This window comes from Kitasatospora sp. NPDC056446 (assembly GCF_042796115.1).
GTDB lineage: Bacteria > Actinomycetota > Actinomycetes > Streptomycetales > Streptomycetaceae > Kitasatospora.
Genome location: NZ_JBHTRF010000111.1, coordinates 1 through 22602 on the forward strand (window position 1 = coordinate 1; position 22602 = coordinate 22602).

Here is a 22602-nt window from a genome sequence, read left to right on the forward strand (position 1 = left end):
GCCGGGGCCCCCCCCCGGGGGCCCCCCCGCCGCCGTTGTGCTGTCCGCGCCCCTCCCCCGGCCGGCCCGTCGGGCACCCCCGGCGGCCCCCGCTCAGAACGGCCGCAGCACCGGCTCCTTGCGACCGCCGCCGAGCAGCCGCTCCAGGGCCCCCTCCATGTCGCCCCGCCAGGAGAGCGTGGTCCGCGCCTCCAGCCGAAGCCTCGGGTAGCGGTGGTGCGGCCGGACGGTCTTGAAGCCGACCGCGAGCAGGTGGTCGGCCGGCAGCACACAGCCGGTCGGCAGCCGCCCGGCCGAGCCGAAGGCCTCGATCGCCCGCACCCCGCGCCCGATCAGGTCCTTGGCCACCGTCTGCACCAGCACCCGGCCGAGCCCCTGGCGCTGGTAGCCCGGCAGCACCCGGCTGACCATCAGCTGGACGGCGTCCGGCGAGACCGGACTGGTCGGGAAGGACTGCGAGCGGGGTACGTAGGCGGGCGGCGCGTAGAGCACGAACCCCGCGGGCTGGTCGTCCACGTAGACGATCCGGCCGCAGGAGCCCCACTCCAGCAGCACCGTGGAGATCCACCCCTCCTTCTCCAGCTCCGGCTTCCCGGCCTCCACCGCCTCCTTGGCGCTGACCGGGTCCAGCTCCCAGAACACACAGGAGCGGCAGCCGTCCGGCAGGTCCCCGAGGTTGTCCAGCGTCAGCGGAGCGATCCGGCGTCCCATGCCCGCACCTCCTCCTCCACTCCACGGTCGAGCATTCCCCCACGAACACCGATGGGTGCATGTTTCACGTGAAACAGCGCTCACGTGAAGCATGCACCCATCGGTTCGATGCCCTCGGACCCGAGCCCCGGCTCAGCCCTGCGACAGCCGCAGACCATCCTCGCCGGGCGCCATGCTGTCCAGGATCCGGTTGAGGTCCTCCACCGAACCGAACTCCAGCACCACCTTGCCCTTGCCCAGCTTGCCGCCGCGCTGCGACACCTCGACCTTGACCCGGGTGTCGAAGCGGTCCGACAGGCGGCTCGCCAGGTCGTTGAAGGCCGGCGAGATCAGCTTGCCCGCCTTGGGCGCCTGGCGCTTGGGCCTGCTCTCCTCGTCCCGGCGCATCAGCAGGACGATCTCCTCGACGTTGCGCACCGTGAGGCCCTCGGCGACGATCCGGGTCGCCAGCTGCTCCTGCTGCTCGGCGTCCGGCACCCCGAGCAGCGCCCGGGCGTGCCCGGCCATCAGCGTTCCGGCCACCAGCCGGGTCTGGACGGCCGGCGGCAGCTTCATCAGCCGCAGCGTGTTGGAGACGTGCGCGCGCGAGCGGCCGATCCGGTCGGCCAGCTCCTCATGGGTGCAGGAGAAGTCCCGCAGCAGCTGGTCGTAGGCGGCGGCCTCCTCCAGCGGGTTCAGCTCGGCCCGGTGCAGGTTCTCCAGCAGGGCGTCCAGCAGCAGCTTGTCGTCCTCGGTGGCCCGGACGATCGCCGGGATCCGCGCCAGCCCGGCCTCCTTGGAGGCGCGCCACCGGCGCTCGCCCATGATCAGCTCGAAGGCATCCGGGCCGACCTGCCGCACCACGATGGGCTGGAGCAGGCCGACCTCCTTGATCGAGGTGACCAGCTCCGCCAGCTTGCTGTCGTCGAAGATCTCCCGCGGCTGGCGCGGGTTGGGGGTGATCGTGTCCAGCGGCAGCTCGGCGAAGTACGCACCGGCCGGCTGCGCCTGCTCGGCCTGCTTCTCCGCGGCCGCCCGGGCCGCGACCGTGCCCCGGCCGCCCGGCAGCGGCGGCACCGCGGCCGGCGACGTCACGCCGGTCGCCGCCGGGGCCGGTACGGGCATGGCTGTCGCGGACTTCGCCGCCCCGCCGTCCACCGGCGCGGCGGGGCGGATCAGCGCCTCCAGCCCTCGACCCAGACCCCTGCGACCACTCACTGATGACCCTCCGTCGTGCCGTGCTGTGCCACCGGGGCACCGTACCCCTGCTGGCCGTCCCGCTGCTGGCCCACCACCGAGCCGCCCGGGCCCGCCGCACGCAGCGCGAGCTCGCGGGCGGCCTCCAGGTAGGAGAGCGCCCCGGTCGAGCCCGGGTCGTAGGTGAGCACCGTCTGCCCGTAGCTGGGCGCCTCCGAGATGCGCACCGAGCGCGGGATCGCCGTGCTCAGCACCTCTTCGTGGAAGTGGGTCCGGACCTCCTCGGCGACCTGGGCGGCCAACCGGGTCCGGGCGTCGTACATGGTGAGCAGGATGGTCGACACGTGCAGCGCGGGGTTGAGGTGCGCGCGCACCAGCTCGACGTTGCGCAGCAGCTGGCCGAGACCCTCCAGCGCGTAGTACTCGCACTGGATCGGGATCAGCACCTCCTGGCCGGCGACCAGGGCGTTGACCGTCAGCAGGCCCAGCGAGGGCGGACAGTCGATCAGGATGTAGTCCAGCGGCTGCTCGTAGGCCGCGATGGCGCGCTGGAGCCGGCTCTCCCGGGCGACCAGGGAGACCAGCTCGATCTCGGCGCCGGCCAGGTCGATGGTCGCGGGGACGCAGAACAGCCCCTCGACGTCGTGCACCGGCTGCACCACGTCGGCCAGGGGCTTGCCCTCCACGAGCACGTCGTAGATCGACGGCACCTCGGCGTGGTGGTCGATGCCCAGGGCCGTGGAGGCGTTGCCCTGCGGGTCGAGGTCGACGACCAGGACGCGCAGCCCGTGCATCGCCAGCGAGGCGGCCATGTTGACGGTGGTGGTGGTCTTGCCGACCCCACCCTTCTGGTTGGCGACCACGATCACCCGGGTGGCGGCGGGCCGGGGCAACCCCTCACCCGCTCGGCCGATCGCCTGAACCGCAGCCTGGGCAGCCCGCGCGATGGGCGTGTCATCGATCTGGTCGACGGTCTCCGAGTCCTGCATGGGGGTCAGTGTTTCACGTGAAACCGGAGCGGCAACAGTCGCCGCCCGGAAGAGGCCGAGCCCGCGGCGGAGCCGCAGATCGAGACTGTCCGAGAGCAAGGAGCGACGTTTCACGTGAAACACCATGCCCGCTATGCCGGAAATCTGACGTTGCGACACTCCGGTGTCCCGTCGGCCGCCCGTTCGTCACCTGAACGACGACGGGCGGACGGCCCTCCCCTTCAGGAGGCCCGTCCGCCCGTCTCCACGGCCGTTCCGGCAGGTGTCCGGGGCCACCCGGCTCAGCGGGTGCGGCGGCGCCCGGTCCGACCGCGCTCGCCGTTGCGGGCGCTCGCGTTGCGGCCCGCCCGGGCCGCCTTGGCGCGCCGGGTCGCCGCCCGCACACCGCCGGGACTCTCCCCCGCCTTGACCTGGACCACCCGGGTCGAGGTCTCCAGGGTGCCCTCGCCGACCGAGATCACGCTCCACTCGACCGCGCCCAGCTTGGCCAGACCGGCCCGCGAGTCGGTCAGCTCCTGCTCCGCGCTGTCGCCCTTGAGCGCCAGCATCTGGCCGTGCGGGCGCAGCAGCGGCATGCCCCAGCCGGCCAGCCGCTCCAGCGGCGCCACCGCCCGGGCGGTCACCACGTCCACCGCGAGCTTGCCGACCATCTCCTCGGCACGGCCACGCAGCACCGTGACGTTCTCCAGCCCCAGCTCCCGGACGACCTCCTCCAGGAAGGTGGTCCGGCGCAGCAGCGGCTCCAGCAGCGTCACCGAGACGTCCGGGCGGGCCAGTGCCACCGGGATGCCGGGCAGGCCGGCCCCGGAGCCGACGTCGCACAGGGTGATGCCGCCCGGCAGCAGCTCGGCCAGCACGGCGCAGTTGAGCACGTGCCGGTCCCAGAGCCTGGGCACCTCACGCGGGCCGATCAGCCCGCGCTGGACGCCCGCGGTGGCCAGCAGCTCGGTGTACCGGACCGCGGCGTCGAAGCGGTCTCCGAAGACCTCCCGGGCAACGGCCGGAGCCTCACCCGGCGAGACCACCTCGGCGGCCTGCCCCTCGGCAGCCGGGTCCACGTCCGCCCCCGGCCGGCCGGCAGCCGCGTTCTCCGTGTCCATCTCGACCTCTCCGATCCCCGGATCCACCGACCCGCTCAACGCACTGTTTCACGTGAAACGTTCTCCCGCCGGGCCGCTCCCCGCGGAAGGGACGACGACCCCGCCCGCACGAGGCGGACGGGGTCGCGTCCGGTGAAGCTCTCCGGCCGCCACGGCGGCCGGTCGTCGTGCCGTCGGTCTCAGACCGGCAGCACGATCACGAACCGCTGGGGCTCTTCGCCCTCCGACTCGCTGCGCAGGCCCGCCGCGGCGACCGCGTCATGGACGACCTTGCGCTCGAAGGGCGTCATCGGCTGCAGCTTGACCTGCTCGCCGCTGCTCTTCGCCTGCTCGGCGGCCTGGGCGCCGAGCGTGGCCAGCTCGGACCGCTTGCGGGCCCGGAAGCCGGCAATGTCCAGCATGAGGCGGCTGCGCTCGCCGGTCTCCCGGTGGACAGCCAACCGGGTCAGCTCCTGCAGGGCCTCCAGCACCTCGCCGTCCTGGCCGACCAGGCGCTGCAGCGCGCGGTCGTTGCCGTCGCTGACGATGGAGACCAGGGCGCGGTCGCCCTCGACGTCCATGTCGATGTCACCGTCGAGGTCCGCGATGTCGAGCAGACCCTCCAGGTAGTCCGCCGCGATGTCGCCCTCCTGCTCCAGGCGGGAGATGAGGTTCTCGTCGGCGCTGGCGGCGGCCTCGGCCTCGACGGCGGAGGTGGTGCCTTCAGTCACTGATGGACTCCTTCGGAGATGGGCCCGTGGGGCGGGCCGGGGACGAAGCTCTTCGCGGCTGTCGCAGCAGGCCCGGGGGCCGGGTCAGGACTTCTTCTTGGGCCGCTGGCCGCCACCGCGCTTCGGCTGCTGCCGGGTGCCCTGCTGGGTGCCGGCGGGCTTGGCCGCGCCCTGCTTGGCGGCCGCGGGCTTGGCGGCGGCCGCGGGCTTGGCGGCGGCTGCGGGAGCGGTCGGAGCCTCGTCGGCGGGGGCCTCGGCCGGGGTGTCCTTGCCCGGCTCGGCTCCCGGCTGCCCGGCGGCACCGTGCTGGCGCTGCGCCTTGGTCTGCCGGCGGGGCTGCTGGCGGCGTGCCTGCACCGAGTCCTCGACCACGGCGGCGGCACCGGCCGCGGCGTTCAGGCTCTCCTTGGACGGGGGCAGCATGCCCCACAGCGCGCCCTTGATCTCCGTGCCGTCCGGACGCAGCCGGCCGGCCTTCTTCAGTCGGGCCTGGCGCTCGTCCCAGGCCTTGCTGCCCGGGGTCGGGTTGTTGTGGATGACGATCAGCTGCTGGCCCATCGACCAGACGTTGGTGGTCAGCCAGTAGACCAGGACACCGACGGGGAAGTTGATGCCCATCACGGCGAACATGACCGGGAAGACGTACATCAGCATCTTCTGCTGCTGCATGAACGGCGTCTTCACCGTGAGGTCGATGTTCTTGGTCATCAGCTGGCGCTGGGTGACGAACTGCGACAGCGACATCATGATGATCATGATCGCGGTGACGATCTTGACGCTGGTCTCGCCGCTGCCGACGAAGGTCGCGGACAGCGGGGCGCCGAAGATGTGCGCCTTGCCGGCGCTCAGCAGCAGGTCACCGTGGATGACGCCGATGTCCTGGCCCTTGGCGACCTTGGCGAGCACGCCGTAGAGGGCGGTGAAGAACGGCGCCTGCACGAGGATGGGAAGGCAGCTGGAGAACGGGTTGGTACCCGCCTCCTTGTACAGCTTCATCATCTCTTCGGACTGGCGCTGCCGGTCGTTCTTGTAGCGCTCCTGGATGGCCTTCATCTTCGGCTGGATCGCCTGCATGGCCCGGGTCGCCTTGATCTGCTTCACGAAGAGCGGGATCAGGCAGATCCGGATGACGACCACCATCGAGGCGATGGCGAGACCCCAGGCCCAGCCACCGTCCGGGTCGAAGATGTGGCTGTACAGCGAGTGGAACTGGACGATGATCCAGGACACCGCTGTGTACAGGGGATTCAGGAAGGAGAAGGTCACCGGTCAGGCTCCTTGGACAGGTGGATCGGCCGCACGGGGCCAATGGTCGCCGGGCCCTGTGGGTCCGGACCGGCGGGGTTGGCGGGCACCGGTTCTCCGGTCGCGGACCGGCTCTGCAGCCAGTCTCGCAACCGCCGGTGCCACACCGGATGCTTGCGCGGCGGGACATGATCGACCCCGCCGGGCGTCCACGGATTGCAGCGCAGGATTCGCCACGCGGTCAGCCCGCCGCCCTTGACCGCCCCGTGCACCTTCACGGCCTCGTAGCCGTAGTGCGAGCAGGAGGGGTAGTAACGGCACACCGGACCGAGCAGTGGGCTGATCGTCCACTGGTAGACCCTGATCAGACCCATCAGCAGGTACTTCATCGCCCTGCTCCCGTCGGCGCCGTGGCAGCGGGCTCGGTCCTCAGCAACCGCTTCAGCGCCGCGTCCAGGTCCCGTTCGAGGTCCTGGTACGAGGCGGACGCGGCCTGGGGCAGCGCACGCACCACTATCAGGCTACCGGCGGGCAGCCTGATGAGACGATCACGAACAAGGTGACGCAACCTGCGCTTCACGAGGTTGCGGACGACCGCCGGGCCGACGGCCTTGCTCACGACGAAACCCGCACGCGCCGAAGGAGTCCCCTCGGCGACGTGCGGGCGGGAGTCGCTGGTCCGGTCGGTCTGCCCCTGGAGGTCACCGTCTCTGCTGAGATGGACGACCAGAAGGGGCCTTCCGGCCCGACGACCGCGTTTCACCGCGGTCGCGAAGTCCTGACGCCGCCGCAGCCGATTCTCGGAGGGCAGCACAACAGACTCTTGGCGTTGTGGATCAGGCGGACAGGGCGGCGCGGCCCTTGCCACGGCGGGCGGCCAGGATGGCGCGGCCGGCACGGGTACGCATACGCAGCCGGAAGCCGTGGGTCTTCGCGCGACGACGGTTGTTCGGCTGGAAGGTGCGCTTGCTCACTCGGGGGCTCCTGAGGTGAATCGTAGGATGACGCGGAGTCGCTTGGCCGTCACCGTGCGTCCGCGTGATCTCCCTGTGATTCGGAAATCCGGCCCATCGCCCCAGTTCGGCTGGGGTCTGGGGCAATCCACGGCGCCCGTGCTGCGCGCCTTATGGAGCGGGTGGACCCGCGGACATGCGGCAGCGGCCATCGACAACTCGACCTGGTTACGGTACGCGGGACGGGGCACGAGGGTCAAACCGGCCGTCTGCGACCCGCATTGCCCACAGCCTGTGGACAACGACTTGATCCGGCCCTGTTCGCTGACTACCGTTGCAGAACTTGTCTGGTTTGTTCTTGGAAAGCGTGCACCAGTGGCTGATGTCAACAGCGACCTCGTCCCGGTCTGGGCCAGGGTCGTCGAGCGGCTGGTCAACGACCCCGATGTCGGGGAGATGGACAAACAGTGGGTGCAGCGCACCCAGCCGATGTGGATGATGCACGACACCGCCCTGCTGGCGACCCCCAACGAGCGGGCCAAGCAGGTGCTGGAGGGCCGGCTGCTGCCGCAGCTGACCGAGGCCCTCAGTCGCGAGCTCAGCCGCCCGGTCCGGATCGCCGTGATGGTCGACGCCGACGCCGTGCCGACCACCCCCGCGCCCGCCCCCCAGGCACCCGCCGAGCCGTACCCGGGCCCGGCCGAGGACACCGGCGGCTACGGCGGCGGCCAGGACTACCAGCAGCAGTACGAGGCCAAGCCCTACGAGCAGGGCCAGTACGAGCAGGGTCCGTACGAGCCGGACTACGAGCGCCCCCGCTACGACGCCGGCGGCTACGAGCAGCGCCAGGCGCCCTACGGCGGCCCCTCCGCGGGCCCGCAGGGCTGGCCCGGCTACCAGGACCAGCCCCCCGCCCACTACGAGGCGGAGGAGCCCTCCGCCCGGCCCGCGCCGCGCCCGCTCCCCGGCCCGTCCGCGACCACCCAGGGCGACCTCTTCGGCGGCGCCTACGGCCCCGGCCCGAACGAGCAGCCCCGCGGCGGAGCCGGCCGCCGGGCGACCGGCTCGCGCCCGACCGGCGGCCGCCCCGCGGACAAGTCCGCCCCGGAACGGCCCGAGCGCCCCGGCGTCCCCGGTGTGCCCGCCCCGCCCGGCGCTCCCCCGGCCGGCGGCTCGCGCAAGGACGAACCGGCCGCCCGGCTGAACCCCAAGTACCTGTTCGACACCTTCGTCATCGGCGCCAGCAACCGCTTCGCGCACGCGGCGGCGGTGGCCGTCGCCGAGGCCCCGGCCAAGGCGTACAACCCGCTCTTCATCTACGGCGAGTCCGGGCTGGGCAAGACCCACCTGCTGCACGCCATCGGGCACTACTCGCGCAGCCTCTTCCCGGGCACCCGGGTGCGCTACGTGTCCTCCGAGGAGTTCACCAACGAGTTCATCAACTCGATCCGGGACGGCAAGGCGGACACCTTCCGCCGCCGCTACCGGGACATGGACATCCTGCTCGTGGACGACATCCAGTTCCTCGCGAGCAAGGAGTCCACGCAGGAGGAGTTCTTCCACACCTTCAACACCCTCCACAACGCGAACAAGCAGATCGTCCTGTCGTCGGACCGGCCGCCCAAGCTGCTGACCACGCTGGAGGACCGGCTGCGCAACCGCTTCGAGTGGGGCCTGATCACCGACGTCACCCCGCCGGAGCTGGAGACCCGGATCGCGATCCTGCGCAAGAAGGCGATCCAGGAGCAACTCAACGCTCCCGCCGACGTGTTGGAGTTCATCGCGTCCCGGATCACCCGCAACATCCGGGAGTTGGAGGGCGCCCTGATCCGGGTCACCGCCTTCGCCAACCTCAACCGGGCCCCGGTGGACCTGGAGTTGGCCGGGATCGTCCTCAAGGACCTGATCCCGGGCGGGGACGAGGACGCCGGCCCGGAGATCACCGCGCAGGTCATCATGCAGCAGACCGCCGCGTACTTCGGCCTCGGCGTGGACGACCTCTGCGGATCCTCGCGCAGCCGCGTACTGGTGACGGCCCGTCAGATCGCCATGTACCTCTGCCGGGAGCTCACCGACCTCTCGCTGCCGAAGATCGGCGCGCAGTTCGGCGGCCGCGACCACACCACGGTGATGCACGCGGACCGCAAGATCCGCTCGCTGATGGCCGAGCGGCGCTCGATCTACAACCAGGTCACCGAACTCACCAACCGCATCAAGAGCTAGGCGCCACCCCAGGCGCCGACTGGGCGCCACCGCACGGCACGCCGCCGCACGCCGCCGCACGTCGCGGGGCGCACGGCACAGCACGGCACAGCACGGCCCGGAGGGCGTCAGGAGGAATCCTGACGCCCTTTTCGCGTGTCCGCAGGTGTGCGCCGCGGGCCGGCTGGGCAGGCATGCGGTCGACGGACGGTGCACCAGCCCGCGGTCCGCGCCGAACACCTGACCGGTCATTCGAAAACCGGGGGCGCGCAAGGCCGTTGTCCACAGCGCGGGCGCCTTCCCCGTAGTCCACAGGCCGGGGAGTCCGGAGTTATCCAGAATTCGTCCACAGGCCCGTCACCGCTACGCTCTTCCGCGCAGGTCAGGTGCCTGTGGACTTGTGCACAACGGTTATCCACAGGGTGTGGACAATTGACGGGCCGCCAGTGGGCCGTCCGGGTTATCCACCGGTTGTCCCCAGGGCGGGGGCGGTTATCCCCAGGTTGTCCACAGCTGCGTCCACAGTTCGACAACCGTGAGCTGGTGTTCATACCCTGGTGTGAAAGGCGTCACGTAAAGTTGACCGGCGCCCGTGGATAACCGGGCCCGGATCTGGGGATAGCCCTGGGGATAACCTGTGGATACCCTGCGTGCCCTGTGGGTAACGCTCGGCTGTCCACAGCGCGGCCTGCCCGTCCACAGCCGCCGTCCACAGTCTCTGTGGACAAAATCCGGGCCCTGACCTGCGGAAACGGGGTTATCCACGGTTTCCACAGGCCCTACTACTACCACTACACAGATAGACCGTGGACTTGCTTTCAAAGTGGGTGGGCCCCGAATCTGTGGACAACCGCGCCCCGACATCTGTTCGGGTTGCTTCCGCCCGTCTGCCCCGTCTGTCGGCGGAGTACGTCAGACTGTCCTTGCGACTGGAAGCGGAGTGAGCAGAGCTCGGCGGACAGCCCAACCGACGATCAAGATCAGACGAACCAGAGTGCGAGCGGGAGCGCTCGATCCAGGAGGCGGTTACCGGTGAAGTTCCGGGTGGAGCGTGACGTCCTCGCGGAGGCGGTGGCCTGGGCTGCCCGCAGCCTCCCGGCACGGCCGCCGGTGCCGGTGCTGGCCGGCCTGCTGCTGACGGCGCAGGAGGGCAGCCTGGCGCTGTCCGGCTTCGACTACGAGGTCTCGGCCCGGGTCGAGCTGGAGGCGGACGTCGAGGAGGCCGGCACCGTCCTGGTCTCCGGTCGACTGCTCAACGACATCTCCCGCAACCTTCCCAACAGGCCTGTGGAGATCTCCACCGACGGCCAGCGGGTCAGCGTGGTCTGCGGCAGCTCCCGCTTCACCCTCCCCACCCTCCCGGTGGACGAGTACCCGGCCCTGCCCCAGATGCCGACCGCCACCGGCACCGTCGCCGGCGACGTCTTCGCCTCGGCGGTCAGCCAGGCCGCGGTCGCCGCCGGCCGGGACGACACCCTGCCGGTGCTGACCGGTGTGCGGGTCGAGATCGAGGGCGACCGGATCACCCTGGCCGCCACCGACCGCTACCGCTTCGCCGTCCGCGACCTGCTGTGGAAGCCCGAGCAGTCGGACATCTCCGCGGTCGCCCTGGTCCCCGCCAAGACGCTCCAGGACATCGCCAAGTCCCTGGGCAGCGGCGACACCGTCTCCATCGCGCTCTCCTCGGGCGGCGCGGGCGAGGGCCTGATCGGCTTCGAGGGCGCCGGCCGCCGCACCACCACCCGGCTGCTGGAGGGCGAGTTCCCCAAGTTCCGCAGCCTCTTCCCGACCGAGTTCAACGCGGTCGCCGCGATCCAGACCCAGCCCTTCCTGGAGGCGCTCAAGCGCGTCTCGCTGGTCGCCGAGCGCAACACCCCGGTCCGCCTCAACTTCGAGGAGGGCGTGCTGACGCTGGAGGCCGGCTCCGGCGACGACGCCCAGGCCACCGAGCGGATCGACGCCTCCCTGGAGGGCGACGCCATCTCGATCGCCTTCAACCCGGGCTACCTGGAGGAGGGCCTCAAGGCCATCGACTCCCCCTTCGCCCAGCTGAGCTTCACCACCCCGACCAAGCCCGCGCTGCTCAGCGGCAAGGTCTCGGTGGACGCCGAGGAGGACAAGGCGTACCAGTACCTGATCATGCCGGTCCGCCTCTCCGGCTGATCCCTGGCTGATCCCCGCGGTTCGTGATCGTCCACAGGCTGTGCACACCCGCTGTGCACAGCCTGTGGACGTCTCCCCCGGTCGGCCCGACCGCAGGCGGGTGCCCGTGCTTCAGCGCGTAGGCTCAGGGAGTGCGGCAACGGCGCCGCCGGCAGGCACGTCACCACAGGTAAGGACTTGGTCATGGAGCTCGGCCTCATCGGTCTCGGCAAGATGGGCGGCAACATGCGCGAGCGGATCCGCCGCGCCGGCCACACCGTCATCGGCTACGACCGCAATCCGGACATTTCCGACGTCGAGAGCCTCCAGGAGCTCGTCTCCAAGCTGCAGGGCCCGCGCGTGGTCTGGGTGATGGTCCCGGCCGGCGCCGCCACCCAGGCGACCGTCGACGAGCTCGCCGAGCTGCTCTCCCCCGGCGACGTGGTGGTCGACGGCGGCAACTCCCGCTGGACCGACGACATCAAGCACGCCGAGGCGCTGGCCGCCAAGGGCATCGGCTTCGTGGACTGCGGCGTCTCCGGCGGCGTCTGGGGCCTGGAGAACGGCTACGCCCTGATGTACGGCGGCGACGCCGAGCACGTGGCGCACGTCCTGCCGGTCTTCGACGCCCTCAAGCCGGAGGGTGACTTCGGCTCGGTGCACGCGGGTGCCGTGGGCGCCGGCCACTTCGCCAAGATGGTCCACAACGGCATCGAGTACGCGATGATGCAGGCCTTCGCCGAGGGCTGGGAGCTGCTGGAGGCCGCCCCCGAGGTCACCGACGTGCGCGAGGTCTTCCGCAGCTGGCAGGAGGGCACGGTCATCCGCTCCTGGCTGCTCGACCTGGCCGTCCGCGCCCTGGACGAGGACGAGCACCTGGCCAAGCTGCGCGGCTGGGCCGCCGACTCCGGCGAGGGCCGCTGGACCGTCGAGGCCGCGATCGACCACGCGGTGCCGCTGCCGGCGATCACCGCCTCGCTGTTCGCCCGCTTCGCCTCCCGCCAGGACGACTCCCCGCAGATGAAGATGATCGCCGCGCTGCGCAACCAGTTCGGCGGCCACGCGGTCGAGTCGAAGTAGTCCCTGCCGGGGCGGAACCCCCGGTTCATCCACAGAAGACGGGCGCAGTCCACAGCCATGCACGTCGCGCACCTGTCGCTCGCCGACTTCCGGTCGTACGCCCGGGTCGAGGTGCCCCTCGACCCGGGCGTGACGGCCTTCGTGGGGCCCAACGGCCAGGGCAAGACCAATCTGGTCGAGGCGATCGGCTACGTCGCGACGCTGGGCAGCCACCGGGTCGCGACCGATGCCCCGCTGATCCGGCTGGGCGCGGAGCGGGCGGTGGTCCGCACCTCGGTGGTGGACCGCGGCCGCTCCACCCTGGTCGAGCTGGAGCTCACCCCGGGCAAGGCCAACCGGGCCCGGATCAACCGCTCCGACAACGTCCGCCCGCGCGACGTGCTGGGCCTGCTGCGCACCGTGCTGTTCGCCCCCGAGGACCTCAGCCTGGTCAAGGGCGACCCGGGCGAGCGCCGCCGCTTCCTGGACGAGCTGCTGACGGCGCGCGCCCCCCGGCTGGCCGGTGTCCGGCAGGACTACGAGCGGGTGCTCAAGCAGCGCAACGCCCTGCTGAAGACCGCCGCGATGGCCCGCCGGGCCGGTGGCGGCAAGGGCGCCGACCTCTCCACCCTCGAAGTGTGGGACGGTCATCTGGCGCGCGCCGGCGCCGAGTTGACGGCCTTCCGGATCCAGCTGGTGGCCGCCCTGCAGCCGCTGGTGACGGCCGCGTACGGGCAGCTGGCCCCCGCCGGCGGTGAGACGGCCCTGGAGTACCGCAGCTCCTTCGAGGGCGAGCTGCCGACCAGCCGCGAGCAGGCCGAGGAGCAGCTGCTGCGGGCGCTGGTGGCGGTCCGCAAGCAGGAGGTCGAGCGGGGCATCACCCTGGTCGGCCCGCACCGCGACGAACTGGGGCTGAAGCTCGGCCCGCTGCCCGCCAAGGGCTACGCGAGCCACGGCGAGTCCTGGTCGTTCGCGCTGGCGCTGCGGTTGGCCTCGTACGAGCTGCTGCGCGCCGACGGCGGCGAGCCGGTGCTGATCCTGGACGACGTCTTCGCCGAGCTGGACGCGGCCCGCCGGGACCGGCTGGCCGAGCTGGTGGCCGGCGGTGAGCAGGTGCTGGTGACCGCGGCGGTGGCCGAGGACGTGCCGAAGGCGCTGGCCGGGGCCCGGTTCGCGGTCGCCGACGGCGCGGTGCGCCGGGTCGACGCCTGACCGGGCGCCCGTCCCCGGACCCCGGCCCCGATCCGCGGCGCCCGTGCGCTCCCGTAGGCTGGACGGCTCGGCGGGCGCGCGACCGCGACCGTTGTCCACAGGCTGGGGAAAGGAGATCGCCGTGAGCGATCCGGCGGAGCGCTCCCCCGGTCCCGGTGCCCCCGGTCCCGGTGCCCCCGGTCCCGGTGCTCCCGAGCCGAGCGGTGCCGACCTCGCCCGTTCCGCGCTGCGGGCGGCCCGGGCCCAGGCCCGCCAGCGTGGTGAGCAGGTCCAGCAGAAGCGCGAGGCCAAGCGGCACGGTCTGCGCAGCGGGGCCCGTTCGGACGGCCGCGACCCGGTCCCGCTGGGCGCGGCGCTGAACCGGCTGCTGACCGAGCGCGGCTGGGAGTCCTCGGCCGCCGTCGGCGGGGTGATGGGCCGTTGGCCGCAGATCGTCGGCCCGGACATCGCCGCGCACTGCCACCCGTCGTCCTACGACGAGGCCGCCGCAGTGCTCACCGTGCAGTGCGACTCCACCGCGTGGGCCACTCAACTGCGGTGGCTGGCACGGCAGTTGGTGGCCCGTCTGAACCACGAACTGGGCCATGGCACGGTCCGGACCATCAAGGTGCTGGGCCCGGCGGCACCCGCCCGCGGCTACGGCCGGCTGCGTGCGCCGGGGAGCAAGGGGCCGGGCGACACCTGGGGGTGACCGGAGCGCCGGACGGCCGGCGCGGTCGCCGATCGGATGGCGATCTTCCGGAATCCCTGACAGCCCTCCCAGGCGCTCTGGGGCCCCCGGGCGAGTATCGGGACACGTCCAGAGGGGATTCAGGGCGGCATATCTGCCTTCAAGGGCTGCCAAACGCCCATCTCTGTCAGTCGTACCGGTAGACTGAGAGCCAAACACTGTTGCTAGTGGCAACCGAGTCATAACGCCGTGGTCGCACGCCCGCCCGCACGGGGCAGGGGATGCGGCCCGTGCTGTGCCAGAGAGGGCGCTTCGTGGCCGATTCCGGCAACCCCAGCCAGACCCCAGACCAGTCCGACCAGGCTTCCTACACCGGTAGCAACATCCAGGTGCTGGAAGGCCTCGACGCCGTCCGCAAGCGCCCCGGCATGTACATCGGTTCCACCGGCGAGCGCGGTCTGCACCACCTGGTGCAGGAGGTCGTGGACAACTCCGTCGACGAGGCGATGGCCGGGTACGCCGACACCATCGACGTCACGATCATGGCCGACGGCGCGATCCGCGTCGTCGACAACGGCCGCGGCATCCCCGTGGACATCGTCCCCGGCCAGGACAAGCCGGCCGTCGAGGTCGTGCTCACCGTCCTGCACGCCGGCGGCAAGTTCGGCGGCGGCGGCTACGCCGTCTCCGGCGGTCTGCACGGCGTCGGCGTCTCCGTGGTGAACGCGCTGTCCACCAGGCTCTCCGTGGAGATCCACAAGGACGGCAACACCTGGACCCAGGACTACAAGCGGGGCGCCCCGGTCGCCGACCTGGCCAAGGGGGAGCCGACCGACCGCACCGGCACCACCGTCACCTTCTGGGCCGACGACGACATCTTCGAGACGACCGTCTACTCCTTCGAGACGCTGTCCCGGCGCTTCCAGGAGATGGCCTTCCTCAACAAGGGCCTGTCGATCTCGCTGACCGACGAGCGCCCGGAGCACGTGGACGAGGAGGGCAAGCCGCTCACCGTCACGTACAAGTACGACGGCGGCATCGCCGACTTCGTCGCCCACCTCAACTCCCGCAAGGGCGAGGTCATCCACCCCTCGGTGATCGACTTCGAGGCGGAGGACAAGGACCGGGCGATCTCGGTGGAGATCGCGATGCAGTGGAACTCCTCCTACACCGAGGGGGTCTACAGCTTCGCCAACACCATCCACACCCACGGCGGCGGCACCCACGAGGAGGGCTTCCGCGCGGCGCTGACCGGCCTGGTCAACCGCTACGCGCGGGACAAGAAGCTGCTCCGCGAGAAGGACGACAACCTCTCCGGCGAGGACATCCGCGAGGGTCTGACCGCGATCATCTCGGTCAAGCTCGGCGAGCCGCAGTTCGAGGGCCAGACCAAGGACAAGCTCGGCAACACCGAGGCGAAGACCTTCGTCCAGAAGGTCGTCCACGAGCACCTCAACGACTGGTTGGACCGCAACCCCACCGAGGCCTCGGACATCATCCGCAAGTCCATCCAGGCCGCCACCGCGCGCGTCGCCGCCCGCAAGGCCCGCGACCTGACGCGCCGCAAGGGCCTGCTGGAGTCCGCCTCGCTGCCGGGCAAGCTCTCCGACTGCCAGTCCAAGGACCCGTCCGAGTGCGAGATCTTCATCGTCGAGGGTGACTCCGCCGGCGGCTCGGCCAAGCAGGGCCGCGACCCGCGCACCCAGGCCATCCTCCCGATCCGCGGCAAGATCCTGAACGTCGAGAAGGCCCGGATCGACAAGGTGCTGCAGAACACCGAGGTCCAGGCGCTGATCTCGGCCTTCGGCTGCGGCATCCAGGAGGACTACGACGAGTCCAAGCTGCGCTACCACAAGATCGTCCTGATGGCGGACGCCGACGTCGACGGGCAGCACATCCGCACCCTGCTGCTGACCCTGCTGTTCCGCTTCATGCGGCCGCTGGTCGAGTCCGGGTACGTCTACCTCGCCATGCCGCCGCTGTACAAGATCAAGTGGGGCAAGGAGGACTTCGAGTACGCCTACTCCGACCGCGAGCGCGACGCGCTGATCGCGGCCGGGGTCGAGGCCGGCCGCAGGCTCCCCAAGGACGACGCGATCCAGCGCTTCAAGGGTCTCGGCGAGATGAACGCCGAGGAGCTCCGGGTCACCACCATGGACGCCGAGCACCGGCTGCTGCTCCAGGTCACCCTGGAGGACGCCGCCCGCGCCGACGAGCTGTTCTCCGTGCTGATGGGCGAGGACGTCGAGGCACGCCGCTCCTTCATCCAGCGCAACGCCAAGGACGTCCGCTTCCTGGACGTGTGACGCCTGCTCCGCAGGCCCCGCACGTACCAGTCCGCGTGAAAGGAAACTGACCACCAGTGGTCGACGACAACCGTCCCGACGGCGAACAGCCCGAGACTCCCCAGGCCGCCGAGGGCACCGCCCAGGTGATCCAGCGGATCGAGCCGGTCGAGCTCGAGACCGAGATGCAGCGCTCGTACCTCGACTACGCGATGAGCGTGATCGTCAGCCGTGCGCTGCCCGAGGTCCGCGACGGCCTCAAGCCGGTGCACCGGCGCGTGCTCTACGCCATGTACGACGGCGGGTACCGCCCCGAGAAGGGCTACTACAAGTGCGCCCGCGTCGTCGGCGACGTGATGGGCAACTACCACCCGCACGGTGACACCTCGATCTACGACACCGTGGTCCGCCTGGCCCAGCCGTGGTCGCTGCGGATGCCGCTGGTGGACGGCAACGGCAACTTCGGCTCCCCGGGCAACGACCCGGCCGCGGCCATGCGCTACACCGAGTGCAAGATGATGCCGCTGGCCATGGAGATGATGCGCGACATCGACGAGGACACCGTCGACTTCGCCTCCAACTACGACGGCCGCTCGCAGGAGCCGACCGTCCTGCCGGCGCGCATCCCCAACCTGCTGGTCAACGGTGCCACCGGCATCGCGGTCGGCATGGCCACCAACATCCCGCCGCACAACCTCCGCGAGGTCGCCTCCGGCGCGCTCTGGGCGCTGGAGCACCCGGACGCCTCCAACGAGGAGCTGCTGGAGGCCCTGATCGAGCGGATCAAGGGCCCCGACTTCCCCACCGGCGCGCTGATCGTCGGCCACCGCGGGATCGACGACGCCTACCGCACCGGCCGGGGCTCGATCACGATGCGCGCCGTGGTCGAGGTCGAGGAGATCCAGGGCCGCCAGTGCCTGGTGATCACCGAGCTGCCGTACCAGGTCAACCCGGACAACCTCGCGCTGAAGATCGCCGACCTGGTCAAGGACGGCCGGGTCGCCGGCATCGCCGACGTCCGGGACGAGTCCTCGTCCCGCACCGGCACCCGCCTGGTGGTCGTGCTCAAGCGCGACGCGGTCGCCAAGGTCGTGCTGAACAACCTGTACAAGCACACCGAGCTGCAGACCAACTTCGGCGCCAACATGCTGGCCCTGGTCGACGGCGTGCCGCGCACCCTGTCGCTGGACTCCTTCATCCGGCACTGGGTCAACCACCAGGTCGAGGTCATCGTCCGGCGGACCACCTTCCGGCTGCGCAAGGCCGAGGAGCGCGCGCACATCCTGCGCGCCCTGCTGAAGGCCCTGGACCTGATCGACGAGGTCATCGCGCTGATCCGGGCCTCGGCCAGTGCCGACGCGGCCCGCACCGGCCTGATGGGCCTGCTGGACATCGACGAGCTCCAGGCCAACGCGATCCTGGAGATGCAGCTCCGCCGCCTGGCCGCCCTGGAGCGCCAGCGGATCATGGACGAGCACGACGAGCTGCAGCGCAAGATCGACGAGTACAACGCGATCCTGGCCTCGCCGACCCGCCAGCGGGAGATCATCTCCGAGGAGCTCACCGCGATCGTCGAGAAGTACGGCGACGAGCGGCGCTCCACCCTCATCCCCTCCGACGGCGACCTCTCGATCGAGGACCTCATCGCCGAGGAGGACATCGTCGTCACGATCACCCGCGGCGGCTACGTCAAGCGGACCCGCTCCGACCTCTACCGCTCGCAGAAGCGCGGCGGCAAGGGCGTGCGCGGTGCCCAGCTGAAGCAGGACGACATCGTCGACCACTTCTTCGTGACGACGACCCACAACTGGATCCTGTTCTTCACCAACAAGGGCCGGGTCTACCGCGCCAAGGGCTACGAGCTGCCGGACGCCGGGCGCGACGCCCGCGGCCAGCACGTCGCCAACCTGCTGGCCTTCCAGCCGGAGGAGCACATCGCCCAGGTGATGGCCGTCCGGACGTACGAGGACAAGCCGTACCTGGTCCTCGCCACCCGGGCCGGCCTGGTGAAGAAGTCCGCGCTGAAGGACTACGACTCCCCGCGCTCCGGCGGCCTGATCGCGATCAACCTGCGCCAGGACGAGGAGGGCCAGGACGACGAGCTGATCGGCGCCGAGCTGGTCTCCTCCGAGGACGACCTGCTGCTGGTGTCCAAGAAGGCCCAGTCGATCCGCTTCACCGCGACCGACGACGCCCTGCGGCCCACCGGCCGCGCCACCTCCGGCGTCAAGGGCATGGCGTTCCGCGAGGACGACGAGCTGCTCTCGATGAACGTCGTCCGTCCGGACACCTACGTCTTCACCGCCACGGACGGCGGTTACGCCAAGCGCACGGGTGTGGACGAGTACCGTGTCCAGGGACGCGGCGGCTACGGCACCAAGGCGGCGAAGATCGTCGAGGGCCGCGGCTCGCTCGTCGGGGCACTCGTGGTCGACGAATCCGACGAAATCATGGCGATCACCCTCTCGGGTGGGGTGATCCGCACAAGGGTTTCCGAGGTTCGTGAAACCGGACGTGACACCATGGGCGTCCAACTGATCAACCTCGGAAAGCGCGACGCGGTCGTGGGCATGGCCCGCAACGCGGAGGCCGAGGACGAGGAGACGGCGGAGGACGAGGTCACGGGCACCGAGTCCACCGCGACGGCCGAGGGTACGGAGACGGTGGTCGGCGGAGACGTCGAGGCCTGATCCGAACCGCAGACCGGTTCCGCCGCGTCCACCAAGTGGGCGCGGCGGAGCCGGACGCCGACCAGTTCCGGGCAATCCCGCCGGGCGCTGGATGACGAGTGACGTAGCAGGGCGGCGGCGCGCCGTCCTGGTGGGAAGTGCGGGAGGACCAGGTGAGTGGAGCCACGGGTGCTGCGGGAGGGACCTCCGGCGGCCGTCCGGGCGCGCAGGGCGGGGGGTCGTACGGTGTGCCGCAGCCACCGACCGAGCACTCGACCGCGTCCACCTCGCTGATGCCGCCGGTCGGCGGTGCGGCCCAGAGCGGCGCGACCTACGGTGGCCAGACGCCCCCGCCGCCGGGCGCCGCGGCGCAGGGCGCGGGCGCCCCGGGGGGCTTCTCCCAGCCCACCACGTACGCCAAGGGGCAGCCGACCCCGCCCCGGGGCACCCGGACGGGCAACACCCCGCCGGGCGGCACCCCCGTCCCCGGGGCGGCCCGCCGCCCCGCCGGCGCGCCCGGTCCGGCCGCGCCCGCCCCCGGGCCCGGCCTCGGCCGGACCCGCAAGGCCCGGCTGCGGGTGACCAAGGTCGACCCGTGGTCGGTGATGAAGGTCAGCTTCCTGCTGTCGCTGGCCGTCGGCATCATCATCATCGTGGCCTCGGCCGTGCTGTGGATGACGCTGGACTCGCTCGGCGTCTTCGACTCGCTGACCAAGACGCTCAAGGACGTCACGGGCTCCGACAGCACCGGCGGCGTCAACCTGATGGACTACGTCGGCTTCGGCAAGGTGATGACCTTCACCACGCTGATCGCCGTGGTCGACGTCGTCCTGCTGACCGCGCTGTCCACGCTCTCCGCGTTCATCTACAACGCGGCGGCCGGCTTCACCGGCGGCGTCGAGCTGACGCTGGCCGAGGAGGACTGATCCCGGCCGGATCCTGACGCTCGCTCAGCTCTCCGTCCGCGGACGGAATGTACGGGCCCCACCGACTGTTGCAGCCGGTGGGGCCCGTCGGCATTCGGGTGACAGCCGGCTCCCCGCGGCGTGCCGCCCGGAAGCGGGGCGGTCGCGGTGGGATTAGCTGGGTGGCGCCCGTTCCGCGCCTGGGAGTGCCACAGGCCGCCCCGGCCACCCGGCCGGGTCAGTGAGGTTCAGCAGGACGACTGGACGGAGGCGCGCGGTGGCGGAGCTGGCAGGTCAACTGGTCGAGGCCCTGGACGGGCTGCTGGGGGTGCCGGCACCGCTGCGGGTGCGGGCCTGGGACGGCAGCGTCGCCGGCCCGCCGGGGGCCCCCACCGTGGTCCTGCGCAACCGCCGGGCCCTGCGCCGCCTGCTCTGGCAGCCGGGCGAGCTGGGCCTGGCCCGGGCCTACGTCGCCGGCGACCTCGAGGTCGCCCCCGGCACCGACCTGTACGAGGTGCTCTCCGCCGTTGCCGGGTTCGCCGAGCGCCCGGAGATCCGCACGCTGAGCCTCGGGCCGCGGGACGTGGCCGGCGCCCCGGGCCGGCGGGTCCTCGCGGCCCTCCTGCGGGCCGGAGCGCTCGGCCCCGAGCCCACCCCGCCCGCGGAGGAGGTCCGCAGGGCCGAGGGGCGGCTGCACAGCCGCGGCCGGGACCGCGCGGCCATCAGCCACCACTACGACGTCGGGAACGACTTCTACGGCCTCGTCCTGGGCTCCTCGATGGTCTACTCGTGCGCCTACTGGACGCCGGAGGCGAAGAGCCTGGAGGCCGCCCAGGAGGCCAAGCTCGACCTGATCTGCCGCAAGCTCGGCCTGCGGCCCGGGATGCGGCTGCTGGACGTCGGCTGCGGCTGGGGGTCGCTGCTGCTGCACGCGGCCCGGCACTACGGCGTCACCGCGGTGGGCGTCTCCATCTCCCGGGAGCAGGTCGAACTGGCCCGCGCACGGGTCGAGGAGGCCGGTCTGGCCGACCGGGTGGAGGTCCGGCTCCAGGACTACCGGGAGATCACCGACGGGCCGTTCGACGCGATCTCCAGCGTCGGGATGGCCGAGCACGTCGGCTCCGAGCAGTACCGGGTCTACGCCGAGGGCCTGTACCGGCTGCTGCTGCCCGGCGGCCGGCTGCTCAACCACCAGATCGCCCGCCGCCCCGACCACCCCGGCGAGCCGTACCGCAGCAGCCCCTTCATCGACCGCTACGTCTTCCCCGACGGCGAGCTCTCCCCGGTCGGGTCCACGGTGGCCCGGCTGGAGGAGGCCGGCTTCGAGGTCCGGGACGTCGAGTCGCTGCGCGAGCACTACGGGCTGACCCTGCGCGAGTGGGTGGCCAACCTGGAGGCGCACTGGACGGAGGCGGTCCGGCTGGTCGGCCGCGGCCGGGCCAGGGTCTGGCGGCTGTACATGGCCGCGTCCGCCCTGGCCTTCGAGCAGAACCGGATCGGGATCAACCAGGTCCTGGCCGTCCGCAGCGCCGAGGACGGCGCGGCGGGCCTCCCGTCGACCCGGGAGGAGTGGCTGCTGCGTCCGGCCGTCGGCACGGCGCGGCCGGTCACCGGGGTTGCCGCCGCCGCCCCGGCCGACCCGGATTTGGGAGATCGGCCGTCGGTCCGCTAATCTTTCAGTGCGGCAAGGGCCTATAGCTCAGACGGTTAGAGCGCTTCCCTGATAAGGAAGAGGCCACAGGTTCAAGTCCTGTTAGGCCCACCACCGCGAAGGCCTCGGAGTGATCCACTCCGGGGCCTTCGACGTTCCCGCTGACCAGGCCGAGAAGGCTGATCGGGCGGATTCGCGGATCGGGCGGAGTCGGGTACGATCTCTGTTCGGTGAGGGCCTATAGCTCAGACGGTTAGAGCGCTTCCCTGATAAGGAAGAGGCCACAGGTTCAAGTCCTGTTAGGCCCACCTCCCCGAAGGCCCCGGAGTGATCCACTCCGGGGCCTTCGGCGTTCCCGCCCGCGGGGTCGGGGAACGGAGCGGCCGCGGGCCCGCGGGACCGGCCCGGCCCGGGGTTTCCCGGGCCGGTCGTACCCGGGCGGACCGCCCGGCAGGAGGTGCTGCGTCAATCCTCGGACCGGACCGCCGGGTTGGCCGCACCGGTGGCTGGTCACGATTGGGATACCGGTGTGTATCATCGGCCGCAAGGGCGGTCTGACACCCGGCCGCCCGTTCGCGCTCGAAACACAACTGGACTCGTCGGCCCGGTCAGTCCGGCCGGATCCGGCTCTTGAGTCCACCAACGCAAGAAGGACGAGGTCCCGCGGTGAAGAAGCTTCTCCTGGTCGCCCTGGTCGCCCTCGGCGGCTTCTTTGTCTACCGTCAGGTCCAGGCGGACCGCGCCGAGCAGGACCTGTGGACCGAGGCCACCGACCCGGTCCCGGCCGGTCGCTGACCCCCGGGCGATCTGACGATCGACGGTCTTCGGAGGCGCGCTGACCCGCGCCTCCCGGGCCGGGGGGGGGCGGGGGGGGCCGCGAGCCGCGCCCGCCCCCCCCCCCGCCCCCCCCCCCCGCGGCGGCG

19 protein-coding genes and 2 tRNA genes are annotated in these 22602 nt (G+C 71.4%); 12 read left to right on the forward strand and 9 right to left on the reverse strand.

All coding sequences use genetic code 11. The features are described from left to right. Positions 1–93 precede the first annotated feature (93 nt). From ACFQ6N_RS37560 to rpmH, 9 genes are all read right to left on the reverse strand, one after another. The gene (locus ACFQ6N_RS37560) at positions 94–711 is read right to left on the reverse strand and encodes a GNAT family N-acetyltransferase (protein ID WP_380658606.1); all 618 of its coding nucleotides are present in this window, start codon (positions 709–711) and stop codon (positions 94–96) included. Positions 712–843: 132 nt separating this feature from the next. Further along, positions 844–1908, reverse strand: coding sequence for a ParB/RepB/Spo0J family partition protein (locus ACFQ6N_RS37565; RefSeq protein ID WP_380658607.1), 1065 nt, complete (start codon positions 1906–1908; stop codon positions 844–846). Continuing rightward, positions 1905–2876, reverse strand: a complete 972-nt coding sequence (locus tag ACFQ6N_RS37570) for a ParA family protein (RefSeq protein ID WP_380658608.1) — start codon at positions 2874–2876, stop codon at positions 1905–1907. The genes ACFQ6N_RS37565 and ACFQ6N_RS37570 overlap by 4 nt, the downstream gene beginning before the upstream one ends. Before the next feature lie 281 nt (positions 2877–3157). Further along, a complete protein-coding gene (gene rsmG / locus ACFQ6N_RS37575; RefSeq protein WP_380658609.1) occupies positions 3158–3976 on the reverse strand; it encodes a 16S rRNA (guanine(527)-N(7))-methyltransferase RsmG in 819 nt (272 codons plus the stop codon). Between the two features lie 179 nt (positions 3977–4155). Then, the gene (locus tag ACFQ6N_RS37580; protein ID WP_380658610.1) at positions 4156–4686 is read right to left on the reverse strand and encodes a protein jag; all 531 of its coding nucleotides are present in this window, start codon (positions 4684–4686) and stop codon (positions 4156–4158) included. A gap of 84 nt (positions 4687–4770) precedes the next feature. Next, a complete protein-coding gene (gene yidC / locus ACFQ6N_RS37585; protein WP_380658611.1) occupies positions 4771–5952 on the reverse strand; it encodes a membrane protein insertase YidC in 1182 nt (393 codons plus the stop codon). After that, positions 5949–6320: a membrane protein insertion efficiency factor YidD gene (yidD, locus tag ACFQ6N_RS37590; RefSeq protein WP_380658612.1), complete on the reverse strand. Its 372-nt coding sequence runs from the start codon at positions 6318–6320 to the stop codon at positions 5949–5951. The genes yidC and yidD overlap by 4 nt, the downstream gene beginning before the upstream one ends. After that, complete coding sequence (gene rnpA, locus ACFQ6N_RS37595) at positions 6317–6745, reverse strand: ribonuclease P protein component (RefSeq protein WP_380658613.1); 429 nt, start codon at positions 6743–6745, stop codon at positions 6317–6319. Before rnpA ends, yidD begins: the two co-directional genes overlap by 4 nt. Positions 6746–6767: 22 nt before the next feature. Next, entirely contained in the window at positions 6768–6905 is a 138-nt protein-coding gene (gene rpmH, locus ACFQ6N_RS37600) for a 50S ribosomal protein L34 (RefSeq protein ID WP_031067783.1), read from the reverse strand. 354 nt (positions 6906–7259) lie between these two features. Here rpmH and dnaA point away from each other — a divergent pair, with 354 nt between their 5' ends. The 12 genes from dnaA to ACFQ6N_RS37660 all read left to right on the forward strand — a co-directional run bounded on the left by dnaA (position 7260) and on the right by ACFQ6N_RS37660 (position 22474). After that, complete coding sequence (dnaA, locus tag ACFQ6N_RS37605) at positions 7260–9107, forward strand: chromosomal replication initiator protein DnaA (protein ID WP_380658614.1); 1848 nt, start codon at positions 7260–7262, stop codon at positions 9105–9107. A 1011-nt stretch (positions 9108–10118) separates the two neighbouring features. Beyond that, positions 10119–11249 (forward strand): DNA polymerase III subunit beta, encoded by a 1131-nt coding sequence (dnaN, locus tag ACFQ6N_RS37610; protein ID WP_380658615.1) that lies wholly within the window; start codon positions 10119–10121, stop codon positions 11247–11249. 183 nt (positions 11250–11432) lie between these two features. Then, positions 11433–12308 carry a phosphogluconate dehydrogenase (NAD(+)-dependent, decarboxylating) gene (gnd, locus tag ACFQ6N_RS37615; RefSeq protein WP_380658616.1) on the forward strand — a complete coding sequence of 292 codons (876 nt, stop codon included), beginning with the start codon at positions 11433–11435 and terminating at the stop codon, positions 12306–12308. A gap of 57 nt (positions 12309–12365) precedes the next feature. Then, positions 12366–13499 carry a DNA replication/repair protein RecF gene (recF, locus tag ACFQ6N_RS37620; protein ID WP_380658617.1) on the forward strand — a complete coding sequence of 378 codons (1134 nt, stop codon included), beginning with the start codon at positions 12366–12368 and terminating at the stop codon, positions 13497–13499. A 121-nt stretch (positions 13500–13620) separates the two neighbouring features. After that, a complete protein-coding gene (locus ACFQ6N_RS37625; protein WP_380658618.1) occupies positions 13621–14190 on the forward strand; it encodes a DUF721 domain-containing protein in 570 nt (189 codons plus the stop codon). 269 nt (positions 14191–14459) lie between these two features. Continuing rightward, on the forward strand, positions 14460–16475 hold the full coding sequence (gyrB, locus tag ACFQ6N_RS37630; RefSeq protein ID WP_380658619.1) for a DNA topoisomerase (ATP-hydrolyzing) subunit B: 2016 nt from the start codon (positions 14460–14462) through the stop codon (positions 16473–16475). 56 nt (positions 16476–16531) lie between these two features. Beyond that, entirely contained in the window at positions 16532–19144 is a 2613-nt protein-coding gene (gyrA, locus tag ACFQ6N_RS37635) for a DNA gyrase subunit A (protein WP_380658620.1), read from the forward strand. Between the two features lie 227 nt (positions 19145–19371). Next, complete coding sequence (locus ACFQ6N_RS37640; RefSeq protein WP_380658621.1) at positions 19372–20049, forward strand: DUF3566 domain-containing protein; 678 nt, start codon at positions 19372–19374, stop codon at positions 20047–20049. Between the two features lie 256 nt (positions 20050–20305). Then, positions 20306–21700 carry a class I SAM-dependent methyltransferase gene (locus tag ACFQ6N_RS37645; RefSeq protein ID WP_380658622.1) on the forward strand — a complete coding sequence of 465 codons (1395 nt, stop codon included), beginning with the start codon at positions 20306–20308 and terminating at the stop codon, positions 21698–21700. A 16-nt stretch (positions 21701–21716) separates the two neighbouring features. Next, positions 21717–21793, forward strand: a tRNA-Ile gene (locus ACFQ6N_RS37650). Positions 21794–21913: 120 nt separating this feature from the next. After that, a tRNA-Ile gene (locus ACFQ6N_RS37655) sits at positions 21914–21987 on the forward strand. 358 nt (positions 21988–22345) lie between these two features. Then, a complete protein-coding gene (locus ACFQ6N_RS37660; protein ID WP_014137031.1) occupies positions 22346–22474 on the forward strand; it encodes a DLW-39 family protein in 129 nt (42 codons plus the stop codon). Positions 22475–22602 lie beyond the last annotated feature (128 nt).

Excerpts from the sequence above, each read along its gene's own strand:
- ACFQ6N_RS37560 (WP_380658606.1), bottom strand. The coding sequence starts at position 711 with ATGGGACGCCGGATCGCTCCGCTGACGCTGGACAACCTCGGGGACCTG.
- ACFQ6N_RS37570 (WP_380658608.1), bottom strand. The coding sequence starts at position 2,876 with ATGCAGGACTCGGAGACCGTCGACCAGATCGATGACACGCCCATCGCG.
- rsmG (WP_380658609.1), bottom strand. The coding sequence starts at position 3,976 with ATGGACACGGAGAACGCGGCTGCCGGCCGGCCGGGGGCGGACGTGGAC.
- yidD (WP_380658612.1), bottom strand. The coding sequence starts at position 6,320 with ATGAAGTACCTGCTGATGGGTCTGATCAGGGTCTACCAGTGGACGATC.
- gnd (WP_380658616.1), top strand. The coding sequence starts at position 11,433 with ATGGAGCTCGGCCTCATCGGTCTCGGCAAGATGGGCGGCAACATGCGC.
- recF (WP_380658617.1), top strand. The coding sequence starts at position 12,366 with ATGCACGTCGCGCACCTGTCGCTCGCCGACTTCCGGTCGTACGCCCGG.